Origin of the sequence: Haloglomus halophilum, from assembly GCF_024298885.1 — an archaeon.
In the GTDB taxonomy this organism is placed as follows: domain Archaea; phylum Halobacteriota; class Halobacteria; order Halobacteriales; family Haloarculaceae; genus Haloglomus; species Haloglomus halophilum.
Genome location: NZ_CP101166.1, coordinates 607,162 through 625,422 on the forward strand (window position 1 = coordinate 607,162; position 18,261 = coordinate 625,422).

The following is an 18,261-nucleotide window of genomic DNA, read 5'->3' on the forward strand; positions in this document are numbered from 1 at the left end:
TGTCGCCCCCGACGAGGCCCTCATTCCCGGTCGCCACCGTCGTCGCCACCCTCCCCGGCCTCTATCTCGACCGCCAGTTCGTACGCCGCACCGAGCCCGAACACCTCCCGGCAGCAGGCCTCGAGGAAGTCGGCCGCATGCTTCGGGTCGGCAAGCGCCGAGACGTGCACCGTCCCGTCGCGGGCCTTGCGGGTCTCGGGCTGCTGTATCTTGAACACGGGAAACGACGCCAGCAACTCGTCGAGTGCGGCGCGTGCGCCCCCGGCATCGGTGGCGGCACCCGCCTCCGCGAGGTCCAGCGTGATGGTCCGGTCGGCGTAGGTGATGCCGACCCGCCGGTCGCCCGCCCGCGCGACGAAGTCGACGCCGTCCTCGCGGGAGCGATGGCGAGCGATGGCCCGAACGGCGAGCCGTTTCCGGTCGGCCGGGGACGTGGCGGGCATCAGTCCGACTCCGAGCGCGAGCCCTTTCGCTCTGACGGAGACGGCGGCGACGGTCACAGTCATCGACACCGTTAGGTAGCGGCGGGAGCCGTCTCCCACAACGCATGGAGCACAACCTCCTCATCACGGTGTCGGGGCCGCCGGGCAGCGGCGCGTCGAGCACGTCACAGGCGCTGGCAGAGGCGCTTGGAGTCCAGCGGGTCGATGGCGGCGAGGTGTTCCGCGAGCTCGCGGAGGAACGGGGGATGAGCCTCACGCAGTTCTCCGCGAAGGCCGACGAGGACCCCGAGATCGACCAGCTCATCGACCGACGCCTCCAGCGCGTCGCCGAGGTGTGGGGCGCCTCCAACAAGGGGTTCGTCCTGGAGTCCCGGCTGGCGGGCTGGCTGGCCGGCAACCGCGCGGACCTGCGCATCTGGCTCAACGCCCCCGAGGAGGTCCGCGTCGAGCGGACCGCCGACCGCGAGGAGATGGAGTCCGAGATGCGGGTCCGCGAGGTCCAGGAGGTCGGTCGCTTCGAGCGTGCCTACGGCGTCGATGTCACGGACACCTCCTTCTACGACCTGTCGGTCAACACGTCGCGCTGGTCGCGCGAATCGGTCGTCGAGATAATCATGCAGGCGGTCTCGGAGTACGAGTACACCGAGGACGAGGGAGCGTTCACCAACGAGATCGAACTGCCCGAGACGGACGGCGAGACGGACCTGGGCCCGAACGCGTAAGCGGCGGCTACCGGACGGTGTTCGTCCCGGTGACCTGCGCCGGCAATCGCCTCCGGCGACGCCGATTCGCTGCCGTATCTACTGTCGATATCATTTCTCTAGGCCGAAAATAAGCTAACCATCGACCCGAGCACAGTGTGAACGGGTATCACACATGACGGAACAGACGCGGGAGACGGATTCCGGGGCACCGTCGGCAGACCCGGCGGGGACAGCGGTTGACAGCGGGCAGGACCGACGGTCGTTCCTCAGATACGCCGGGGCGGGCAGTACCGCGGCGCTGGCCGCGGGCTGCAAGTCCCGGAAGGCACAGAACCGGGGCGAGGGCGGCTTCGAGGGTTCCATCGGCGGCGGCAGCGGCACGGGGACCGCACCCCCACAGCCGCTCGCCGGGAACACCATCCGCCTCGGTTGCCTGGCCCCACAGCCCGAGAGCTTCCCGGTCGGCCAGTCGATGTGGAAGTCGATGCAGCTGGCGGTCGAGGACATCAACAAGAACGGCGTGCCCGGCATCGGCGGCCGTGGCATCCTCGGCGCGAAGTTGAAAGCGTTCTCCGGCAACACGGAGGCCTCGCCGGGGACCGCACGGAAGGAGTTCCGACGGCTCGTCCAGAAGGAGCGCTGCAAGACCACGTTCGGGACGTTCCTGACCCAGTGCACGCTCCAGATCTTCAACCCGATGAAGGCGACCCGGACGGTCCACATCACGACCGCGGCCGCCGGACCGAAGCCGGGGCGCATCGTCCACGACCGCTACGACGAGTTCAAGTGGCACTTCCGCGCCGGGCCCATCCACTCGTACGACCTCGCCCGGGCGGAGCTGGAGTTCCTCAACCTCTACGCGGACAAACTCGGCTGGAACACGGCGGCCGCCCTCATCGAGAACATCGCCCCGTTCGACCCCTTCGCCGAGTTGCTCAAGCCGAACATGGGCGAGTTCTTCGACGACGTGCCGGTGTTCAAGCGCTCCTCCTCGGGGACGACCAACTGGACGCCGCTGTTCGACGAGGTCGGCTCCTCGGGCGCCGACATCTGTCTGATCGCCCACGCCCTGACGGGGACCGCGGCGGTCAAGCAGTGGGCCAACCAGAACCGCCCGTTCGAGATGGGCGGCATCAGTCTCCCGGCCCAGATCTACGAGTTCTGGGAGGAGGTCTCCGGGGCCTGCCGGTACATCTTCACGATGAACGCCGTCACGCCCCAGACGACCAACACCCCCCGAACCCAGGACTTCATGAAGCGCTACCGCAAGAAGTTCGACACCTACCCCGTCTACTCCGGCCCCATCACCTACGACGCGGTCCGAGCCTACGCCACCGCGATGGCGAGGTACGTGCTGGACAACAACCTCGAGAAGATCCCCACGAACGCGGACATGGTGAAGGCACTGGAGAAGTACAAGTTCGATCAGGGGACCATCCTGCCGGAGATCAAGTTCACGCCGCCGGAGGCCGACTACGCCCACGAGCCGGCCTGGACCTCGATGAAGGAGACCGGCGTCCCGGTCTGGCAGCAGTGGCAGGTCGACGAGGAGATCGCGAAAGACTACGGCGTGATGCACTCGTTCGCGCCGGAACAGAACAAGACCGCCGACTACTCGTATCCGGACTGGATCAACTACCCCAAGAACCATCCGGCCAACCAGAAGGGCTGAGCCGGTCGGGACGGCTGCTCAGTTGGCGTCTGTCGGTGTCGTCCTGTGGCACCGAACGGTCCCCCCGAGCTCGTGCGGGTTGCTGGTGCAGCCAGCTCGACCCACGGCAGAAGATGGCGAGGGGGAAGAGCGGAAAGCCGACGACGAGACCTCGGGGGCCGCGCTAGTCCCCGAAGACCTGCCGCATCATCGGGTGCATCTCCATCAGCTGCTCTTCTGCGATCTCCTCGTAGAGCTTGTACGTGATGGAGACGGTCAGCAGCAGGCCCGTCCCGGAGACGGCGCCGATGGTGCCGAGCATGTTGGCCATGACGGCCAGCAGCCCGACCAGGGCGCCGCCGATGACGGTCACCTGCGGGATGTAGCGTTCGAGCACCTTCTCGATGACGCCGGGCGACTGGCGGAACCCGGGAATCTGCATCCCGGAGTTCTGGATCTGCTGGGCCGTCGCCTCCGGCCCCATGTCCGCGGTCTCGACCCAGAAGATGGCGAAGATGGCGCCGCCGACGACCATGATGAACAGGTCGACGAACACCCGGACCAGGATCATGCTGGGCGGGTTCGAGGTCGTCCCGAGGAACCACATCCAGTCCTGGTAGCTGTAGATGGGTGCCAGGTAGTAGAACAGCCCGCCGACGGGTTCGGCGGTGCCGGCGCCGCTGGACTGGTAGACGCCGAGCCAGCCGGGCATGCCGCCACCCAGCTGACTGTTGAGGATGCGCCCGAGGAACTGGATGTTGGCCTGGAGCGCGCGGACGAGAATCATCGGCAGGACGCTGGCGTAGATGAGCTTCACGGGGAAGCGACCACGTGCGCCCTTGACCCGGGCGTGCGAGAGCGGAATCTCGACACGGACCGATTCGGCGTAGACGACGACCCCGAAGATGGCGACCGTCGTGAACAGGAACAGTATCTGTCCGGGCTCGATGAGCAGGTTCAGCAGGCCCTGCGTCGAGAGGACCGCGCCGAGCTGCTGTTGCCCGGTCAGGATGGTGTACCAGTTGTAGAAGAACCCGGGGTTACGGGTGACACCGGGGACGCCGAAGAAGCCGCCGATGAGACGCTGGCTGATACCGGCGATGATGAACAGGCCGATACCGGAGCCGACGCCCCACTTCGAGATGACCTCGTCCATGAACAGGATGAGGAGACCGCCGATCAGGATCTGCGTGAACATCAGCCACTTGAGCCCGGCGAGACCGATGCCGAGCTGCTGGGCAATCTGCGGGCTCGCCGGCAGGAATCCGCCAGCGAACACCATCGGCAGGCCCGTCAGGATACACATCACGATCACCAGCAGCTTCTGGAGTCCCTGGTAGAGGATCTGGTCCCGCGGGTTCTCCTGGGTGTCCAGCCCGAGCAGGTCGGCACCGCCGAGCAACTGCAGCACGATGGACGCGGTGACGATGGGCCCGATACCGAGCTGCAGGATGGTTCCCTGCCCACCAGCGAGGATGGTCCGGAACTGCCCGAACGCGTCGTTGCCGCCCCCACTCGCGAGTCCGTAGATGAACACGTTCGTGAGGAAGAAGTACAGCACGAGAACGCCGGCTGTCCAGCCGAGCTTGCGGCGGAAGGGTACGTGCCCCTCCGGGCGCTCGACGCCGGGCATCCGCGTGAGTACTGGTTCGGCGGTCTCCTTCCAACTCATTCGTTAATCCTCGTTGGCCTCGTCCGTTGTATCTCCTTCGGCCTCGTCGGAGTCGTCTGCCTCGGCGGCGCGCTCCTCACCGCGCTCGGTGAGGACCGCCTCGCCGCCCGCGGCCTCGAGGGCCTCGCGAGCCTCGTCCGAGAACGCGTCGGCGTGGACGGTCAGGGACTCGTGGACCTGCCCGCCGGCGAGGAGCTTCACCGCGTCGGCCTCGTGGCCGTCCTCGACGACGTCGCGAACGTCGACCTCGTAGCCGTCGTCGGTCTCCTCGGCGACGCCCTCCGCCGCGAGGACGACCGCGTCCTCGTCGAGTTCGCGGACGTTGATGGTCTCGATGTCCTCCTGTACCTTCTGGGGGCGCTTGAAGCCGGACTTGCCGAGCGGCGGGTAGAGGTACTGCTCGTGCTTGTCACGACCGGCGCGACCGCGGCCGCCGCGGTGGCCGGCGCCCCGTCGTTTCTTGTGCGAGCCCCCGCCGTGCGTGCGGGAGCCGCGCTGTCGTCGTTTCTTGGATGTCATCGCATCGCCTCCAGCAGGGCGTCGATCTCCTCGGTCGACTGCTTGCCGAGGACCCCGCCCTCCTTGATGGGGTGCTTGATGCCGTCGTGGCCGCCACGCGGCGGGTGGAGCCGCAGCGTGGGCGAGAGGCCCTCGTCCTGGAGCTTCGTCTCCTCGGCGACGAGCGCCTCGGCCAGCGACGCGACGTCGCTGTAGTCCGTGTTGTCGGCGACCCACTCGTCGTCGATGTCGGCGTCGCCCTCGGCGGGCTCGCCGCGACGACGGACGAGCGTCTCGACCATCTCGGCCGAGGGCTCCCCGTGGGCCACCCAGTCGTTCACCTTGTTCACCATGCCACGGTAGGTGTCAGTCTCCGGCACCAGCGTGGCGTGGTTGACGCGGTGAAGGTTGAGCATGCCGAGCGTGTCGCGTACGTCGGTGCCCTGGTTGACCTCACCGCGGAGCTGGACGAGTACACGCATCAGTCGCTCACCTCCCCGGGCTCGACGTCGGATTCGGCACGCAGTGCGCGGGGGCCACGAGCCATCGCGGCGTTCTCCAGCGCGCGGAAGGTCGCCTTCCCGAGGTTGAGCGTCGTCCGGGTGTTGCCGTGGCTCTTGGTCCAGGCGTTCTCCACGCCGGCCAGCTCGAGCACGTTCCGGACGGTCTCGCTCGCGGCGAGACCCAGACCCTCGGGGGCCGGGATGAGCTCCACCGTGACGGAGCCCGCCTTGCCCTCGGTCTTCCGGGCCAGCGAGTGGGGCCGGTCCGACCGGTCCTCCCACGAGCCAGCGCCGCGCTCGACCTTGATCATGTTCAGCTTCGCGATTCCGATGGCCTTCTGGATGGCACCGCCGACCTGGTCGTCACGCCCCTCGGCGTAGCCGACGTAGCCGTCGCGGTTGCCGACCGCCACCACGCACCGGAACTTCACCCGGCGCCCGGAGTCGGTCATCCGCTGGACCATGTTGATGTCCAGCACCTCGTCCTCCAGCCCCGGGAGGAGCTGGTCGACGATCTCGGGCTCCTTCAGCGGGAGCCCGGATTCGAGGGCGGTCTTCATGTCGCTGATCTCGCCCTCGGCCACCTTCCGGCCCAGTCGTGTCTGGGGTTCCCAGCCTCTGCTCATTGTTCGATGTCCTCCATGATGGTCTCGCGGACCGTATCGAAGTGGTCCGGCAGTTCGGTCGCGTCGAACTCGCCGCTGTACAGCGGCTCGTCGAGCGACTCGGCGTACTCAGCGATGTGCTCCCCGCGCGTGCGGGGCCACTCCGCGAACACGTCGTCGCTGTGCGGAACCTCGAGCCCGGCGTCGATAGCGCCCTCCTGGACGGCGAACGCCTTGTTGCCGGGCGTCGCCGTGTTGAGGCCGATGTCGAGGACCGCCTCCTCGAGCCCGGCGTCGAGGGCGCGCTTGCCGGCCAGCAGGCCGGTCAGGTACGCCGCCGGCAGGTTCCCGGTGGGAGCCTCCCAGCCGAAGTCCTGCAGGTCGTTCGAGGTCGCCGATGCGACCGTGTCGTCTCCCTGTGCACCGCGCACTATCAGCTGCGCCCTGGTGTGCTGGTTGCTCTTTCGAGCGACCAGTCGCGGCTTGCCGGATTTCAGCAGGCGCAACCGCTGGTGGTAGTTCGTCCTGGATTCGCGCCGACGCCGCATCGGCACCTTGTATCGTGGTCCTGTCGCCATCAGTCGTCACCTCCAACGTCGTAGTTGGCCCGGACGTGGCGCTCCACGTCCGCGACCGAGTCGAACTCGCCACCGCCCGCCATCCGGTACAGCTGGCGGTAGTCGGTGGGGTCCAGTTCGCCGTTCTGTCGGTACTTGCGGAGCCGGCGCCGCTGGGCGCGGATCTTGCTCTGCCACTCCTCCTTCTCGTTCTTCCGACCGCCGGCCTTGCCCTTGCGGGAACCCTGGCCCTTGCGGTGCCCGTACGCACGCTTCTTCGCGCGCTCGCGGGCCCGGCCACGGCTGTTGCCCTGCTTGGGCTCGACGCGGATGGCGCCCTCGTCGATGAGTTCACGCACGTCGTCGCGCGTGATGGCGTCCGCGATGTCCTCCTGCCGGCTCGGGTCGAGCTTCACACGGTTCTTGCCGACGTCGAGGACGTCGGCGGCCAGTCGCTTCTGTGCCTTCAGGTCAGTCATTGTTCGACCTCCACCTCCTCGTAGGTCGGGTTGAGGACGCGGATACCGCGGTCCTCGGCCTCCTCCTCGATGCGCTCGCGCTTGCGGGCACCGACGGTGGAGCCGATACGGACGGCCTCCGTGTCCCCGTCGACGCCCTCGAGGTCGTCCACGTTCATCACGCGGACCTCCTCGAAGCCCGAGGGGTGCTTGCCGCGAACGGCCTTCGGCGTCCGGAAGCCGGCCTCGACCTTCGGGCCCTTGCCCTTGATGCCCCGTCGCTGCTTCGACAGGCCACCGCGGGGTCGGCGCCACGAGGTCGGCGTCCGCTTCTTCTTGTGGTAGTCCTGCCGGTAGAACTGCGGCTTGCCCACGCGCTTGCGCTGGGCCAGCAGCCGTTCTTCCTGCTCGGAGAGGTCGGGCGTCTTGTCGGCGTGGCCGCGGGGACGGAGCTCCGTCTCCACGTCCTCGGCCGCCTCCTCCTCCTCCTCGTCGCCCTCGACCTCGGCCTCGGTCTCCTCGGAGACCTCGAGACCGCCGACGTCGGCCTTGATACGCGCGGCGAGCGCGTTCCCGATGCCGTCGACCTCTGCGAGGTCGGACTGGGAGGCACGACGCACGTCGTCGACCGTCTCGTAGCCCGCGCCCTCGAGGGCCGCGGCCTTCGCGTTCCCGACACCACTGATGTCGGTCAGGTCGGTGTACTCGTCCTCCTCGTCCTCGGCCTCGGGCTCTTCTTCGTCCATCCGTTCGAGTTCCTCTTCGGTCTCCTCGCGAGCCTGCTCGTCGGCCTGGTCGCGTGCCTGATCCTCGCGACCCTCCTTGTCGTCCGCCATCAGGCGTCACCTCGCGACGGCTTGCTGGTGATGTAGACCCCGTCCTGGAAGACGCGGGTGTCCTTGTCGTTCACGCGGGTCAGCTGCTCGATGTCGGCGGCCGTCTGGCCCACCGCCTCGATGTCGCTGCCGCGGAGCGTCACGTCCTCGCCGTCCACCTCGACCTCCGTGTCGCCGCGGACGGGCGTCCGCCGGGGGGACTTCTCGCCGAGGAAGTTCGAGATGACGACCTCGCCACCTTCGACCTTCACCTGCATCGGGAAGTGGGAGTAGAAGACCTCCATCGTGTACTCCCAGCCCTCGGTCACCCCGTGGAACATGTTCCGCACGTGGGACTCGAACGTGCCGGCCGTGGCGTTGGTCTTGGCGTCCTCCTCGTCCGAGGTGATGACGACCTGACCGTCCTCGACGGCGACGTCGATGTCCGGGTACCAGAGCTTGCGCGTGACGCTCCCGTTGGGCCCCTCGACCGTGAGGTCGAGCCGGTCCATCGAGGCGTCCACGTCCTCGGGTACGTCGATTTCGATGCGTGTTGTCATTGTCAGTATACGTAGGCGATAACCTGGCCACCAACGCCGGCCTCGCGGGCCTCGTAGTGGGACATGACGCCCTGCGAGGTGGTGACGACCAAGGCACCGTAGTCACGGGCGGGGAGGAATCGTTTCTCCCAGCGCTCGAACTCGTCGGCGCCTGCCGAGTAGCGCGGCTTCACCGCGCCACACTGGTTGATTGCTCCCTTCAGTTCGACCTCGAACAGGCCGGCCTTCCCGTCGTCGACGTACTGGAAGCCGTCGACGTACCCGCGGTCGTAGAGGACCTCGAGCACGGAGCCGATCTCGTTCGAGGCGGGCTCGACCTCATGCGTCAGGTGGCCGACTCGCTCGGCGTTGTCGATGCCGGACAGCGCGGCGGCCAGTGGATCGTTTCCTGTCATCAGTTGTACTTCTCGAACCCCATACCGCGGGCGATCTCGCGGAAGCACTGCCGGCAGAGCCAGATGTCGTACTTGCCGACCAGGCCCTGCTCGCGACCGCACCGCTGGCAGGCCTCCTGCGCGCCGGTGCGCTTCGCGGCGTTCTCGCCGGTGGGTTCCTCGTGTTCTCCTTCGGTTTCGCTCTCGCTCATTCGTTGACCTCCGCGTCGAACTCGCTCTCGACGAACGCCACCGCGTCGGCCGCATCGAGGCGGTGGCGCGGCGGGATGTCGCTCGTTGCCTTGTCGCGCTTGCGGACCCGGTAGCCCGGCCGGACGAGGTTGACCGTCACGTCCAGCCCGTAGATACCGATGCTCGGGTCGTACTCCTGGCTCGGGAAGTCGGTGTGCTCCTCGACACCAAACGAGAAGTTCCCGAACTCGTCGAACTGGCTCGCCGACAGCTCGACGAGCGGCAGCGATGTCTCGAGGAACTCGCGGGCGATGTCGTCGCGCAGGGTCACCTTCGCGCCGATCGGGTCGCCCTCGCGGACGCCGAACTCGGCGATGGTGCCCTTCGCGGTCGTCCGGACGGGCTCCTGGCCAGCGACCTCCGCCAGGATCTCCTCGGCGTTGGCGAGCTCGCGCCCACCCTCGCCGACGCCCATGTGGACGACGACCTTCTCGATGCGCGGCTTGCGCATCTCGTGGAACTCGCCGCCCTCGGCTTCACTACTCATCGTCGCTCACCTCCTCGGCGTCGTCGGACTCGGGTTCGTCGTCCGTGCCCGCGTCCGCCTCATCCTCGTCGGTGGCGGTCACGTCGGGCTCGGCCTCGCCCTCGTCGTCGGTGAAGTTCTCGTCGATGACGACGACGTAGTCCTCGACCGTCTCGAAGCGGCCGTCGTCGCCCTCGATGAGGACGTTGTTCTTCGAGGAGCCGGGGGTGACCTGGATCTGGTCGATGCGGCCGATCTCGCCGGCGTGCGTGCCGCGGACGGCCGTCACCAGCGCACCCTCCTCGTACGGGAAGTGGGCCACGATGGACTTGTCGTCGTTCGAGACGACGACGGAGTCGTTCGGCGAGATCTGGTCGTCGCCGGACCGGAGCGTGGCGCCGTCGTGCAGCGTGAGCTGCGTGTGGCCGCCTGCCTCCTGGGTCTTGCCGACGACCTTGCCGAGGCGCGAGCCCGCGCTGTCGGCGTCGATGGCGGTCAGCGCGAGCCGACCACCCTCGTCGGGGAAGACGCGATAATGCTCGTCGCGCTCGGTGAACTCGAGGATGTCGAACATCCCGATGGGGCGCTCCTCGTCGGAGGCCGGCTGGCCGTTCACGAGCACGTTGTCCTGCTCGAGGGCGTAGCGGGTCTCCTTCCGGGAGTTCGCGTAGCCCAGCACGTCGCGGAGGACGATGAGCAGCGGGACCCCGCTCTCACCGTGCGGGCCGGCGTCGGCCTTGACGGTGTAGGCGGCGGTCTTGCGCTCGACGGGCCACGACTTCGGCACGGAGAGCCGTTTCTGGTGGCGCGTCATTCGTCGTCACCTCCCTCGGTCTGTTCCAGCCGCTCCTCGCGCAGGTCGTCCTCGAGGTCGAGGTCCGTCACGACGAGGTTGGACGCGTCGAGATCGCGGGGAACCTCCTCCCCGTCGGCCTTCTCGACGGTCACGTCCTCGACGTTGATGGTCGCCGACCGGAGGTCGACATCGACGACCTCGCCGGTCTCGCCGGCGAAGTCGCCACGCTGGACCTCGACGGTGTCGCCCGCGTTGACGCGGACGGACCGCTGCCCGTACTCCTCCCGGAGCTCCTCCGAGAGGTGGGCCCGGACCTGCTTCTGCTTCTCGTGGAGCGGCGCACGTCGCTGTCGTGTCCGCTGTTTGGATGGCTGCTTGCTCATACTATCATCGTCGCGGTGGACGCGATGGAGCCGAACCGCTCGGCGACTTCGCGTGCGATGGGGCCCTTGAGTTCGGTCCCGCGGGGGTCCTCGTTGTCGTCGACGACGACCGCCGCGTTATCCTCGAACTTCACGCGCGTCCCGTCGGGACGGCGGATGGGCTTGCGCTGCCGGATGATGACCGCAGGCAGGACCTGCCGTCGCATCTCCGGGGTGCCCTTCGTGACGGAGACGGTGACCTTGTCACCGAGCCCGGCCTTCGGGTGCCGGTTCTTCGTGCCGGACTGGCCGGCCACGCTGATGACCTTGAGCTCGCGGGCACCGGTGTTGTCCGCACACCGGATGAGCGAGCCCTTCTCCAGGCCGGGCGTGACGTCGGCGTTGAGTGCCTCCATCAGTCGTCACCCTCCTTGATATCTATCACGACGTGGCTCTTCGTCTTCGAGAGCGGTCGTGTCTCTGCGATACGGACCGTGTCGCCGACCTCGACCTCGAGGCACGGCGGGTGGTGTGCGGATACCCGCGACCGGCGTTTCATCAGCCGGTCGTACTTGGGTACCGTCACGTCGTACTCCCGCTCGACGACGACGGTCTTGTCCATGTCTGTCGAGGCTACCTGTCCCTCGATGACCCCGCCCCGCACGGAGAGCTCCCCGTGGAAGGGACAGTTGGGGTCGGCACAGGCCGCCTCAGGTTCGGTTGCGTTCAGTCCTAGCGCCATATCGAATCACCTCTATGTTCGGTCCGTCGGGCCGGGCGGGCGACGAGTCGCTCGCCTGCCACGGTCACGAACGCGTCCTCGGCCTCCTGCACGCCACCGTGGCGTGCCGAGGCGTCATCGCTCGGGGTCGTGTCCGCGGGCAGGCGGAACTCGAACGTCGCCGCCGCCTTCGGGACCTGCCGCACGCTGGCCCCCGAGGCCTCGCTCGCGGCGCGGGGCGCCGCTCCGTCCGCACCACTGACAGCGTCGCCGCTCTCGACGAGCAGCGTCCGCTCGGTCTCCTCGACCACGCGACCCGTGATACCGACGTACCCGTCGTGGGTGGCGTCGGCGACACGGACCGGCAGGCCGGTGAGTTCGTGGCGCGGCAGCGTCTCGGGGGTCAGCATCGTCACTCGTCAGCCTCCTCGTTCTGGATCGTCTTGATGCGGGCGATGGCCTTGCGGAGCTCCGGAATCCGTCCGGGGTTCTCCGGCGCACCACCGGCCGCCTGCACAGCCCGCGCGTTCAGGAGCTCCGTCTCGAGCTCGTCGAGCTCGGTCTCCCGCTCGGCGGGCGTCATGTCGCGGATCTCCTCGACGTGCAGGATGGTCATTCGTCGTCACCCTCCGCGTCGGTCTCGTCGGCGTCCGCCGACTCCGAATCGTCATCGTCCGCGGGAGCCTGTGCGCCCTCGTCGGCCTCGTCGGGCATCTGCTCCATCAGGTCGTCGGCCTCGTCCTCGACGGACTCCTCGAGCTCCTCGAGTTCGTCCTCGATCTCCTCGTCGGGCTCGACGGCCGGGGCGGGCTCCTCCTCGTCCTCGAGGACCTCCTCCTCGATGTCCGCCTCGTCGAGGGCCTCCTCCTCGGCGTCAGCGGCGTCGCCCTCGGTGGTCTCGGCGAGGTCCTCGGGAACCTCTGCCTCACCCTCGGCGACCTCACCCTCCTCGGGCTCGCCCTCGAGGAGTTCCTCGACGCTCTCGTCGGACTCCTCGATGTAGTCCTCGACCTCGACGTCCTCGTAGACCTCGAAGTCGTCGGGGAGCACGGCGTCGGGGCCGATGATCTTCACGTCGACACCGATGGTGCCGAGCTTCATCACGGCGACCCCCTGCCCGTGGTCGACCACGGTCTCGGCGGGCTCGCCGTTGTGCTTGATGTAGCCGCGGTTGAACTTCTCGACGCGCGAGCGGGCGCCCGTGACCTTTCCGCTCAGGACGATCTCGGCGCCCTTCGCGCCGGACTCCATGATACGGTCGATGGTCGTGTGGCCGGCCTTCCGGAAGTACCAGCCACGTTCGAGCGCGTTCGCCAGCCGGTCGGCGACGATCTGCGCGTTGAGGTCCGGCTCGTCCACCTCCTGGACGTCGATCTGCGGGTCGTCCATGTCGAAGCGGGACTCGAGCTCGGACGTGATCTTCCGGATGTTCTTCCCGCCCTTGCCGATGACCATCCCGGGCTTCTCGGCCTTGAGGACGATCTGGGTCCCCATCGGGGTCTGGGCGACGTCCATGCCGCCGTAGCCCGCTCGGGACAGTTCGGACTGGAAGAACTCGTCGATCTGGGCCCGTTCGAGGCCGTTCTCGATGAACTGGTGTTCGTCTGCCATTATTCGGTCTCCTCCTGGGTCAGGATCATCTCGACGTCGACCTGCGGGGTGTTCCACTCGGAGGCGCGTCCGAACGCGCGGGGCTTGCGCCCCGGGGACTCGCCCACCTTGTGGGCGGCGACGTGCATGATGGCCATGGTCTCGCCGTCGAACCCCTGGTGGTCGGCGTTGCCGATGGCGTTCTCCAGCAGGTCGAGGAAGGCCTTGCTGGCCTTCTCCGGGTAGCGGCCCGCGTCCCAGCCATCGATGTCGTTGCGGTGACCGACCCCGGAGTTGTGGGACTTGAACGGGACCGACGTCTCGCCGGCGATCACCTCTTCGAGGTAATCGATGGCGTCGCCGGCCGTCATGCCCTTGATCTCGCGGGCGATCTCCTTGCTGTGCTTGTGGCTCATGTGCCGCTCCCGGAGCATCGCTTTCGCCGTCGAGTCCGGGTCGGCGTCGACCGAGTAGCTGATTCCCATGGTTTACTTGAGGGGCACGAACTTCGAGGACCGGGTCGCGCCGATGCCGGCCTGGCCGTGTTCGACCGAGGTGCGGGTGAGGGTGAACTCGCCCAGGAAGTGGCCCAGCATCTCCGGCTCGACCAGGACGCGGTCGAACTCGTGGCCGTTGTACACCTCGAAGGTGAGACCGACCATCTCCGGGACGATCGGCATGTCACGCAGATGCGTCCGGAGCGGGTCGTTGGCCGTCGCTTCCTCCTCGGCCTCGCGGGCGTCCTCGAGCAGTTTCTGCTGCTCGGTCGTCAGCCCTCGGGTGATACTCCGCCGCTGGCGGGCGGGCAGCAGTTCGGCGACCTCCTCCAGCGACAGCTCCTGGAGCTCGTCGAGCGTGTGACCGCGGTACGTGAACTCCTCGTCCTTGTCGCGGCCGATCTGGTATTCGGAACTCATGATTTGTCTCGGCCCCCTTTGCCCCCGCGGCCCGTCCGCCGCGAGGAGATGTCACCGACCTTGCGTCCCGGCGGGGCGTTCCGGGAGATACTCTTCGGCTTGCCGGGGTGCTGGCGGCCGCCGCCACCGAACGGGTGGTCGACGGCGTTCATCGCCACGCCCCGGACGGTGGGGTACTTCCCACCGCGCGCTCGCATCTTGTGGTGCTTGTTGCCGGCCTTGACGAACGGCTTCTCCGTTCGACCGCCGCCGGCGACCACGCCGATGGTGGCGCGGCAATCCGGCGAGAGGCGCCGGACCTCACCGGAGGGAAGCTGGACCACGGCCGCGTTGCGGTCGTGAGTCAGCAGGTCCGCGCTGACGCCGGAGGCGCGCGCGAACTTCCCACCGTCACCGGGCTGGCGCTCGACGTTGCAGACCGGGACCCCTTCCGGGATCTCGGCCAGCGGGAGCGTGTTCCCCGGTGCCACCTCGGCGGAGACACCGAGCTGGAGCGTGTCCCCGACGGCGATGCCCTCGGGGGCGAGCACGAGCCGGCGGTCGCCGTCCTCGAACTGGATGTCCGCGACGGGCGCGCTGCGCGCGGGGTCGTGCTCGATGCCGACGACCTCCCCGGAGATCACGTCGCCGTCTTCGACCTTCCGGTGGGAGAGGTCGGCCTTGTAGCGGTGCGAGGGCGCACGGAACGTGGGGGTACCGCGCCCACGCCGCTGGCCCTGGATACGACGCCCCATCTAGAACACCCCCACGCGGGACGCGACATCCTGTGCGTCGTCGTCCTCGTGAAGCGTGATGGTCGCCTTCTTGTGGCCCTTCATCGTGTTCTGGGTGTTGACGTTCGTGACGCGCACGTCGAAGCGCTCCTCGACGGCGGCCGCGATCTCGTCCTTGTTCGCGCCCATGTCACAGACGAACTCGAGCTTGTTCTCGAAGTCCATCTTGTTCATGGCCTTCTCCGTGACGAGCGGGTGCTTGACGACGTCCTTGCTCATCGGTCGGCCACCTCCTCGATGGCGGACTCGGTGAACAGCGTCAGGCGGCCCGGATGCGTACCGGGCGCGAGGTCCTCCGCGTTGACCTCGTCGGCCGTCGCGACATCGACGCCCGCGAGGTTGCGGGCGGCGCGCGAGGGCTCCTCGCTGGTCACGACGAGCACGGACTTGGGCTGCTTGTACTTCCGGCCGCGGCCCTTGCCCTTGCCGGCGCGGACCGAGCGGCCCTCGTCGGCGCGCTCGACGTCGGCGGCGACGCCGAGTGCCTCCAGCACACCCAGGGCCTCCTGGGTCTTCTGCAGGTCCTCGAACTCGTCGGAGACGACGAGCGGGAACGCGATGTCCTCGTTGAAGTCGTGGCCACGCTCGGCGACGAGGTCGCCGTCCGTGGTGGCCGCCAGCGCCGAGCGAACGGCGAGCTGGCGCTCCTTGTCGTTGATGTCGAGCGTGCGGTCCTTCTCGGCCTTCGGCGGGTGCGCCGGGCGCCCGCCCACCGTCTGGGGGACGCGCTTGGCGACGCCGTTCTGCCGGGGGACGTGCGCCATCCCACGGCCGGAGCCGGGGGACTCGGCGGGCGTCCGCAGGCCCGCGAACTCGTCGGTACCGTAGTCCTGTCGTCGGTTGGCCTGGGCGGCGAGCACGGCGCGCTTGATGAGGTCCGGTCGGTGGACCGTCTCGAACACGTCCGGCAGCTCGAGGCTGCCAGCGTCCTCGCCGTCCAGGTCGCGTACTGTTGCTTCCATGATCTATCCCTGGTTGGATTCCGTGGAGACGTACCGCACCTCGGGGTCGAGGGGCGGCTGCTTCGTCGCGCGGACCGCGGGGCGGAGACGCAGGAGGCGCTTGTTCGGGCCCGGAACGGAGCCCTTCACCAGCGCGTACGACCCGTCGACCTCGCCGTAGTTGACGAAGCCGCCGTCCGGCGCCATCTCGCCCTCGTCCAGCGCGAGGAGTCGCTTGTTCAGTTCCGTCCGCTGGCTGTACCCCATCTGGCCCTGCTGCGGGACCGTCGAGCGGACGCGGGAGGGGTTCCACGGACCGAGGTTGCCGATGCGTCGGCGCCACCCCTGGCGTGCGTGCTTGCCCTTCCGCTTCTGGACGCCCCAGCGCTTGACCGGGCCCTGGGTGCCCTTGCCCTTCGTGACGCCCGAGATGTCGGCGTACTCGCCGGCACGGAAGACGTCGGTCACGTCGTGTGCGCCACCCTCCTCGAGGAGGTCCATGGCGAACTCGACGCGCGCGTCGACGGACGGGCCGCCGACCCGCGTCTCCATGACATCCGGAGTCGTCTTCGGGACGCTCGGGAGCTCACCGGGGACGGTGTGCGTGATTAGGCGCACGTCGTCCACGCGGCCCTCGTCGAGGGCCGTCTGGAGGTCCGAATCGTCCATCTCGTCCGGAGCGGAGACCGCACGCTCGAGGTCGTCGTGACGGTCCTCGGCGTCGGCCCACACCTCGGTGATCGGTCGCTGTCCGTACGGCGTCGACTCGTAGGCTCGCAGGGCGGCCGCCCGGACGGGCGGCGTCTCCACGACCGTCACGGGGACGGTCTCCTCCATCCCCTCGCGCGGGGAGTCGGGTTCGTCGTTGATCATGACGACGTGGGTCATACCGGCCTTGTAGCCGGCGAAGCCCTGAATCGCGGGCTGGTCGCCGTCGTCCGGCCAGGTCGAGATGCGAGGCACCTCGCTGTCCGTCCGCGACCGGGGGCTGTACCCCATCGAGCCCTTGCGTGGTCTGCTCGGTTGTGGCATGTGTTGTGTTCCTCTGTCTGCTGTCTGGTGGGCGTCTCGCGTGGGGTACGACGAGGGCCTGTATCGCCACCTGACGCGCGAATACCGCGCGCAGGCGTCCCTCGTCGCACCGTGGAACTCGACGCCCCCGAACCCCCTACCGCCGGGGGAGACGCAGGGGCGAGAGCGACGCGAACATCGCCTCTTCCGTTCGCACCGTCTCGCTTCCCTGGTCGGGGACCGTGTTGAGCCAGAGGTCGAACCGCGGGTCGCGCGGTTCGTTGTCGGTGGCGACAGCCGCCTCGTCGGCGGATGCGCCGTCGTCGGTGTCGGTGTGGCCGGCCACGGCCACGGTACCAGTCTCACTCGGAGTCGCCTCGCGCGCCGCATCCTCGATGTCGAGGATGGCGGGGAGCCCCCGTTCGGGAGCCCCGAAAGCCACCGTCCAGCCGCCGGCCGACTCGCACTCCCCGCGAAGGGAGTCGAGCCGGGCGACGGTGAGCCGCTCACCGAAGCGCGACGCGGCGATACGGACGCCGGCGTCGGCCCGGGCGAGCGTGGTGGCCAGGTCCGCGCGTTCGACGTCGAACCCCGGCTGGGGTTCGTCGACGAGCTTCGCGCGGACCGGTTCGCGTGAGGAGACCCTGATAGTCACGCGTTCTCCCTCGCGCGGAACCGCCATTCCTGGCGGGACCGGCAGGGAGATCGGGTGTTGCAGGCCGCAATTGACCCGGACGCGCTCCTCAGGTCCGACCTCGGTCACGATGCCCTGTCTTGACGACCCCGAACCGTTCGATCCGGAGCCGGTCTGTGCACCCAGGTGGAGCGGCGGCAGCACGCCCGCGTACTCCAGTTCGCTCCGCCTGCCCCAGGCCTCCTTTCGGAGGTAGGGGGCCGTGGCGGCGTACGCGAGTACGGTGTGCACGAACCCGCCGTCACCCCAGCTGGCGTCACGCTCCCCGACGGGGTCGGGGTAGACGACCAGCCGGTCGACCCGGAAGACCGCCGCCGCGCGGGCGACGGTGCCGAGTTTGCGGGTCGCAGCCCGCTTGTCCTCGGCTTCCCGGACCAGTGACGACGGCACGAGCACGCTGCGTGTCATGCCGTGGCGCTTCCACGCCGGGCCACTAGACTGTGCCGGTCGTACCGAATCCGCGCATAAAAGGATAGTGTTTCTACACGGCGTCTGTGGCCGTCTCGCACGGGTTTCGCCGTGGGAACGCGTGTCGTGGTGGCGGTAAACGGTGCCGGAAGATGGGTGTGTCGGTCGTGTGGTTCGCGGGCACCCGGAAGATGCTGCAACCCTCTCGGGACCCTCGACCGCTCGAACGACGACAGCGACCGAAAGGAGTTCCCCAACGACAGCGACCGAAAGGACACTGACGAGCAAAGGACACCGACGAGCAAAGGACACCGACGAGCAAAGGACACCGACGAAGCCCTCGCGCGCTCAGGGGCCCGCGACTCGCTGCGGTCCTCGGTCGCTCACTCCGTTCGCTCCCTGTGGTCCTTGCGTCGCCGGGGGCCCGCTGAGCGCGCTCGCCCTTCGATTCCGCCAGGGCGTCGATGTGTCACGGTCAGGTCGCCCTGCC

At 68.3% G+C, this 18,261-nt stretch carries 28 protein-coding genes; 2 read left to right on the plus strand and 26 right to left on the minus strand.

All coding sequences use genetic code 11. The features are described 5' to 3' along the window. Positions 1-20 precede the first annotated feature (20 nt). Positions 21-443, minus strand: a complete 423-nt coding sequence (locus NL114_RS03015; RefSeq protein ID WP_254823324.1) for a DUF7975 family protein — start codon at positions 441-443, stop codon at positions 21-23. Positions 444-547: 104 nt separating this feature from the next. On the opposite strand from NL114_RS03015, the gene cmk reads away from it, so the two are divergent. Continuing rightward, the gene (cmk, locus tag NL114_RS03020; RefSeq protein WP_254823325.1) at positions 548-1,165 is read left to right on the plus strand and encodes a (d)CMP kinase; all 618 of its coding nucleotides are present in this window, start codon (positions 548-550) and stop codon (positions 1,163-1,165) included. 154 nt (positions 1,166-1,319) lie between these two features. Further along, complete coding sequence (locus tag NL114_RS03025; protein ID WP_254823326.1) at positions 1,320-2,819, plus strand: ABC transporter substrate-binding protein; 1,500 nt, start codon at positions 1,320-1,322, stop codon at positions 2,817-2,819. Between the two features lie 163 nt (positions 2,820-2,982). On the opposite strand, the gene secY is transcribed toward NL114_RS03025, so the two are convergent. From secY to NL114_RS03150, 25 genes are all read right to left on the minus strand, one after another. Further along, positions 2,983-4,470: a preprotein translocase subunit SecY gene (gene secY / locus NL114_RS03030; protein WP_254823327.1), complete on the minus strand. Its 1,488-nt coding sequence runs from the start codon at positions 4,468-4,470 to the stop codon at positions 2,983-2,985. Between the two features lie 3 nt (positions 4,471-4,473). Continuing rightward, complete coding sequence (locus NL114_RS03035; RefSeq protein WP_254823328.1) at positions 4,474-4,989, minus strand: uL15m family ribosomal protein; 516 nt, start codon at positions 4,987-4,989, stop codon at positions 4,474-4,476. Then, on the minus strand, positions 4,986-5,450 hold the full coding sequence (locus tag NL114_RS03040) for a 50S ribosomal protein L30 (protein WP_254823329.1): 465 nt from the start codon (positions 5,448-5,450) through the stop codon (positions 4,986-4,988). Before NL114_RS03040 ends, NL114_RS03035 begins: the two co-directional genes overlap by 4 nt. Further along, positions 5,450-6,097, minus strand: coding sequence for a 30S ribosomal protein S5 (locus tag NL114_RS03045; protein ID WP_254823330.1), 648 nt, complete (start codon positions 6,095-6,097; stop codon positions 5,450-5,452). The genes NL114_RS03040 and NL114_RS03045 overlap by 1 nt, the downstream gene beginning before the upstream one ends. Continuing rightward, the gene (locus NL114_RS03050) at positions 6,094-6,654 is read right to left on the minus strand and encodes a 50S ribosomal protein L18 (RefSeq protein ID WP_254823331.1); all 561 of its coding nucleotides are present in this window, start codon (positions 6,652-6,654) and stop codon (positions 6,094-6,096) included. The genes NL114_RS03045 and NL114_RS03050 overlap by 4 nt, the downstream gene beginning before the upstream one ends. Next, positions 6,654-7,112, minus strand: a complete 459-nt coding sequence (locus NL114_RS03055; RefSeq protein WP_254823332.1) for a 50S ribosomal protein L19e — start codon at positions 7,110-7,112, stop codon at positions 6,654-6,656. Before NL114_RS03055 ends, NL114_RS03050 begins: the two co-directional genes overlap by 1 nt. Continuing rightward, positions 7,109-7,837 carry a 50S ribosomal protein L32e gene (locus tag NL114_RS03060; protein WP_254824768.1) on the minus strand — a complete coding sequence of 243 codons (729 nt, stop codon included), beginning with the start codon at positions 7,835-7,837 and terminating at the stop codon, positions 7,109-7,111. Before NL114_RS03060 ends, NL114_RS03055 begins: the two co-directional genes overlap by 4 nt. Positions 7,838-7,926: 89 nt before the next feature. Beyond that, the gene (locus NL114_RS03065) at positions 7,927-8,466 is read right to left on the minus strand and encodes a 50S ribosomal protein L6 (protein ID WP_254823333.1); all 540 of its coding nucleotides are present in this window, start codon (positions 8,464-8,466) and stop codon (positions 7,927-7,929) included. A gap of 2 nt (positions 8,467-8,468) precedes the next feature. Further along, complete coding sequence (locus NL114_RS03070) at positions 8,469-8,861, minus strand: 30S ribosomal protein S8 (RefSeq protein WP_254823334.1); 393 nt, start codon at positions 8,859-8,861, stop codon at positions 8,469-8,471. After that, on the minus strand, positions 8,861-9,052 hold the full coding sequence (locus tag NL114_RS03075) for a 30S ribosomal protein S14 (RefSeq protein ID WP_254823335.1): 192 nt from the start codon (positions 9,050-9,052) through the stop codon (positions 8,861-8,863). Before NL114_RS03075 ends, NL114_RS03070 begins: the two co-directional genes overlap by 1 nt. Next, positions 9,049-9,579 (minus strand): 50S ribosomal protein L5, encoded by a 531-nt coding sequence (locus NL114_RS03080; RefSeq protein ID WP_254823336.1) that lies wholly within the window; start codon positions 9,577-9,579, stop codon positions 9,049-9,051. Before NL114_RS03080 ends, NL114_RS03075 begins: the two co-directional genes overlap by 4 nt. Further along, positions 9,572-10,372: a 30S ribosomal protein S4e gene (locus NL114_RS03085; RefSeq protein WP_254823337.1), complete on the minus strand. Its 801-nt coding sequence runs from the start codon at positions 10,370-10,372 to the stop codon at positions 9,572-9,574. The genes NL114_RS03080 and NL114_RS03085 overlap by 8 nt, the downstream gene beginning before the upstream one ends. Further along, complete coding sequence (gene rplX, locus NL114_RS03090; protein ID WP_254823338.1) at positions 10,369-10,737, minus strand: 50S ribosomal protein L24; 369 nt, start codon at positions 10,735-10,737, stop codon at positions 10,369-10,371. Before rplX ends, NL114_RS03085 begins: the two co-directional genes overlap by 4 nt. Beyond that, complete coding sequence (locus tag NL114_RS03095; RefSeq protein ID WP_254823339.1) at positions 10,734-11,132, minus strand: 50S ribosomal protein L14; 399 nt, start codon at positions 11,130-11,132, stop codon at positions 10,734-10,736. Before NL114_RS03095 ends, rplX begins: the two co-directional genes overlap by 4 nt. Continuing rightward, positions 11,132-11,458: a 30S ribosomal protein S17 gene (locus NL114_RS03100; RefSeq protein ID WP_254823340.1), complete on the minus strand. Its 327-nt coding sequence runs from the start codon at positions 11,456-11,458 to the stop codon at positions 11,132-11,134. The genes NL114_RS03095 and NL114_RS03100 overlap by 1 nt, the downstream gene beginning before the upstream one ends. Continuing rightward, positions 11,449-11,847, minus strand: coding sequence for a ribonuclease P protein component 1 (locus NL114_RS03105; protein WP_350355442.1), 399 nt, complete (start codon positions 11,845-11,847; stop codon positions 11,449-11,451). Before NL114_RS03105 ends, NL114_RS03100 begins: the two co-directional genes overlap by 10 nt. A gap of 2 nt (positions 11,848-11,849) precedes the next feature. Further along, positions 11,850-12,053 carry a 50S ribosomal protein L29 gene (gene rpmC / locus NL114_RS03110; RefSeq protein WP_254823342.1) on the minus strand — a complete coding sequence of 68 codons (204 nt, stop codon included), beginning with the start codon at positions 12,051-12,053 and terminating at the stop codon, positions 11,850-11,852. Then, positions 12,050-13,048, minus strand: coding sequence for a 30S ribosomal protein S3 (locus NL114_RS03115; protein WP_254823343.1), 999 nt, complete (start codon positions 13,046-13,048; stop codon positions 12,050-12,052). The genes rpmC and NL114_RS03115 overlap by 4 nt, the downstream gene beginning before the upstream one ends. After that, on the minus strand, positions 13,048-13,512 hold the full coding sequence (locus NL114_RS03120; protein WP_254823344.1) for a 50S ribosomal protein L22: 465 nt from the start codon (positions 13,510-13,512) through the stop codon (positions 13,048-13,050). Before NL114_RS03120 ends, NL114_RS03115 begins: the two co-directional genes overlap by 1 nt. A gap of 3 nt (positions 13,513-13,515) precedes the next feature. Then, entirely contained in the window at positions 13,516-13,944 is a 429-nt protein-coding gene (locus NL114_RS03125) for a 30S ribosomal protein S19 (RefSeq protein ID WP_254823345.1), read from the minus strand. Further along, on the minus strand, positions 13,941-14,678 hold the full coding sequence (locus NL114_RS03130; RefSeq protein ID WP_254823346.1) for a 50S ribosomal protein L2: 738 nt from the start codon (positions 14,676-14,678) through the stop codon (positions 13,941-13,943). Before NL114_RS03130 ends, NL114_RS03125 begins: the two co-directional genes overlap by 4 nt. Further along, complete coding sequence (locus tag NL114_RS03135; RefSeq protein ID WP_254823347.1) at positions 14,679-14,936, minus strand: 50S ribosomal protein L23; 258 nt, start codon at positions 14,934-14,936, stop codon at positions 14,679-14,681. It abuts the gene before it with no gap. Then, the gene (rpl4p, locus tag NL114_RS03140; RefSeq protein WP_254823348.1) at positions 14,933-15,679 is read right to left on the minus strand and encodes a 50S ribosomal protein L4; all 747 of its coding nucleotides are present in this window, start codon (positions 15,677-15,679) and stop codon (positions 14,933-14,935) included. The genes NL114_RS03135 and rpl4p overlap by 4 nt, the downstream gene beginning before the upstream one ends. A gap of 3 nt (positions 15,680-15,682) precedes the next feature. Further along, positions 15,683-16,690: a 50S ribosomal protein L3 gene (locus NL114_RS03145; protein WP_254823349.1), complete on the minus strand. Its 1,008-nt coding sequence runs from the start codon at positions 16,688-16,690 to the stop codon at positions 15,683-15,685. A gap of 136 nt (positions 16,691-16,826) precedes the next feature. Beyond that, positions 16,827-17,771, minus strand: a complete 945-nt coding sequence (locus NL114_RS03150) for a putative RNA uridine N3 methyltransferase (protein ID WP_254823350.1) — start codon at positions 17,769-17,771, stop codon at positions 16,827-16,829. Positions 17,772-18,261 lie beyond the last annotated feature (490 nt).

What these genes read in the sequence shown, in the direction of transcription:
- NL114_RS03050 (WP_254823331.1), bottom strand. Translation starts at nt 6,654, where the DNA reads ATGGCGACAGGACCACGATACAAGGTGCCGATGCGGCGTCGGCGCGAA.
- NL114_RS03045 (WP_254823330.1), bottom strand. Translation starts at nt 6,097, where the DNA reads ATGAGCAGAGGCTGGGAACCCCAGACACGACTGGGCCGGAAGGTGGCC.
- NL114_RS03130 (WP_254823346.1), bottom strand. Translation starts at nt 14,678, where the DNA reads ATGGGGCGTCGTATCCAGGGCCAGCGGCGTGGGCGCGGTACCCCCACG.
- NL114_RS03040 (WP_254823329.1), bottom strand. Translation starts at nt 5,450, where the DNA reads ATGCGTGTACTCGTCCAGCTCCGCGGTGAGGTCAACCAGGGCACCGAC.
- NL114_RS03095 (WP_254823339.1), bottom strand. Translation starts at nt 11,132, where the DNA reads ATGGAGGCACTCAACGCCGACGTCACGCCCGGCCTGGAGAAGGGCTCG.
- NL114_RS03080 (WP_254823336.1), bottom strand. Translation starts at nt 9,579, where the DNA reads ATGAGTAGTGAAGCCGAGGGCGGCGAGTTCCACGAGATGCGCAAGCCG.
- NL114_RS03055 (WP_254823332.1), bottom strand. Translation starts at nt 7,112, where the DNA reads ATGACTGACCTGAAGGCACAGAAGCGACTGGCCGCCGACGTCCTCGAC.
- NL114_RS03065 (WP_254823333.1), bottom strand. Translation starts at nt 8,466, where the DNA reads ATGACAACACGCATCGAAATCGACGTACCCGAGGACGTGGACGCCTCG.
- NL114_RS03075 (WP_254823335.1), bottom strand. Translation starts at nt 9,052, where the DNA reads ATGAGCGAGAGCGAAACCGAAGGAGAACACGAGGAACCCACCGGCGAG.
- NL114_RS03015 (WP_254823324.1), bottom strand. Translation starts at nt 443, where the DNA reads ATGCCCGCCACGTCCCCGGCCGACCGGAAACGGCTCGCCGTTCGGGCC.
- NL114_RS03070 (WP_254823334.1), bottom strand. Translation starts at nt 8,861, where the DNA reads ATGACAGGAAACGATCCACTGGCCGCCGCGCTGTCCGGCATCGACAAC.
- NL114_RS03125 (WP_254823345.1), bottom strand. Translation starts at nt 13,944, where the DNA reads ATGAGTTCCGAATACCAGATCGGCCGCGACAAGGACGAGGAGTTCACG.
- rpl4p (WP_254823348.1), bottom strand. Translation starts at nt 15,679, where the DNA reads ATGGAAGCAACAGTACGCGACCTGGACGGCGAGGACGCTGGCAGCCTC.
- cmk (WP_254823325.1), top strand. Translation starts at nt 548, where the DNA reads ATGGAGCACAACCTCCTCATCACGGTGTCGGGGCCGCCGGGCAGCGGC.
- NL114_RS03060 (WP_254824768.1), bottom strand. Translation starts at nt 7,837, where the DNA reads ATGGACGAAGAAGAGCCCGAGGCCGAGGACGAGGAGGACGAGTACACC.
- NL114_RS03035 (WP_254823328.1), bottom strand. Translation starts at nt 4,989, where the DNA reads ATGACATCCAAGAAACGACGACAGCGCGGCTCCCGCACGCACGGCGGG.
- NL114_RS03085 (WP_254823337.1), bottom strand. Translation starts at nt 10,372, where the DNA reads ATGACGCGCCACCAGAAACGGCTCTCCGTGCCGAAGTCGTGGCCCGTC.
- rpmC (WP_254823342.1), bottom strand. Translation starts at nt 12,053, where the DNA reads ATGACCATCCTGCACGTCGAGGAGATCCGCGACATGACGCCCGCCGAG.
- NL114_RS03115 (WP_254823343.1), bottom strand. Translation starts at nt 13,048, where the DNA reads ATGGCAGACGAACACCAGTTCATCGAGAACGGCCTCGAACGGGCCCAG.
- NL114_RS03025 (WP_254823326.1), top strand. Translation starts at nt 1,320, where the DNA reads ATGACGGAACAGACGCGGGAGACGGATTCCGGGGCACCGTCGGCAGAC.
- secY (WP_254823327.1), bottom strand. Translation starts at nt 4,470, where the DNA reads ATGAGTTGGAAGGAGACCGCCGAACCAGTACTCACGCGGATGCCCGGC.
- rplX (WP_254823338.1), bottom strand. Translation starts at nt 10,737, where the DNA reads ATGAGCAAGCAGCCATCCAAACAGCGGACACGACAGCGACGTGCGCCG.
- NL114_RS03150 (WP_254823350.1), bottom strand. Translation starts at nt 17,771, where the DNA reads ATGACACGCAGCGTGCTCGTGCCGTCGTCACTGGTCCGGGAAGCCGAG.
- NL114_RS03105 (WP_350355442.1), bottom strand. Translation starts at nt 11,847, where the DNA reads ATGCTGACCCCCGAGACGCTGCCGCGCCACGAACTCACCGGCCTGCCG.
- NL114_RS03145 (WP_254823349.1), bottom strand. Translation starts at nt 16,690, where the DNA reads ATGCCACAACCGAGCAGACCACGCAAGGGCTCGATGGGGTACAGCCCC.
- NL114_RS03120 (WP_254823344.1), bottom strand. Translation starts at nt 13,512, where the DNA reads ATGGGAATCAGCTACTCGGTCGACGCCGACCCGGACTCGACGGCGAAA.
- NL114_RS03135 (WP_254823347.1), bottom strand. Translation starts at nt 14,936, where the DNA reads ATGAGCAAGGACGTCGTCAAGCACCCGCTCGTCACGGAGAAGGCCATG.
- NL114_RS03100 (WP_254823340.1), bottom strand. Translation starts at nt 11,458, where the DNA reads ATGGCGCTAGGACTGAACGCAACCGAACCTGAGGCGGCCTGTGCCGAC.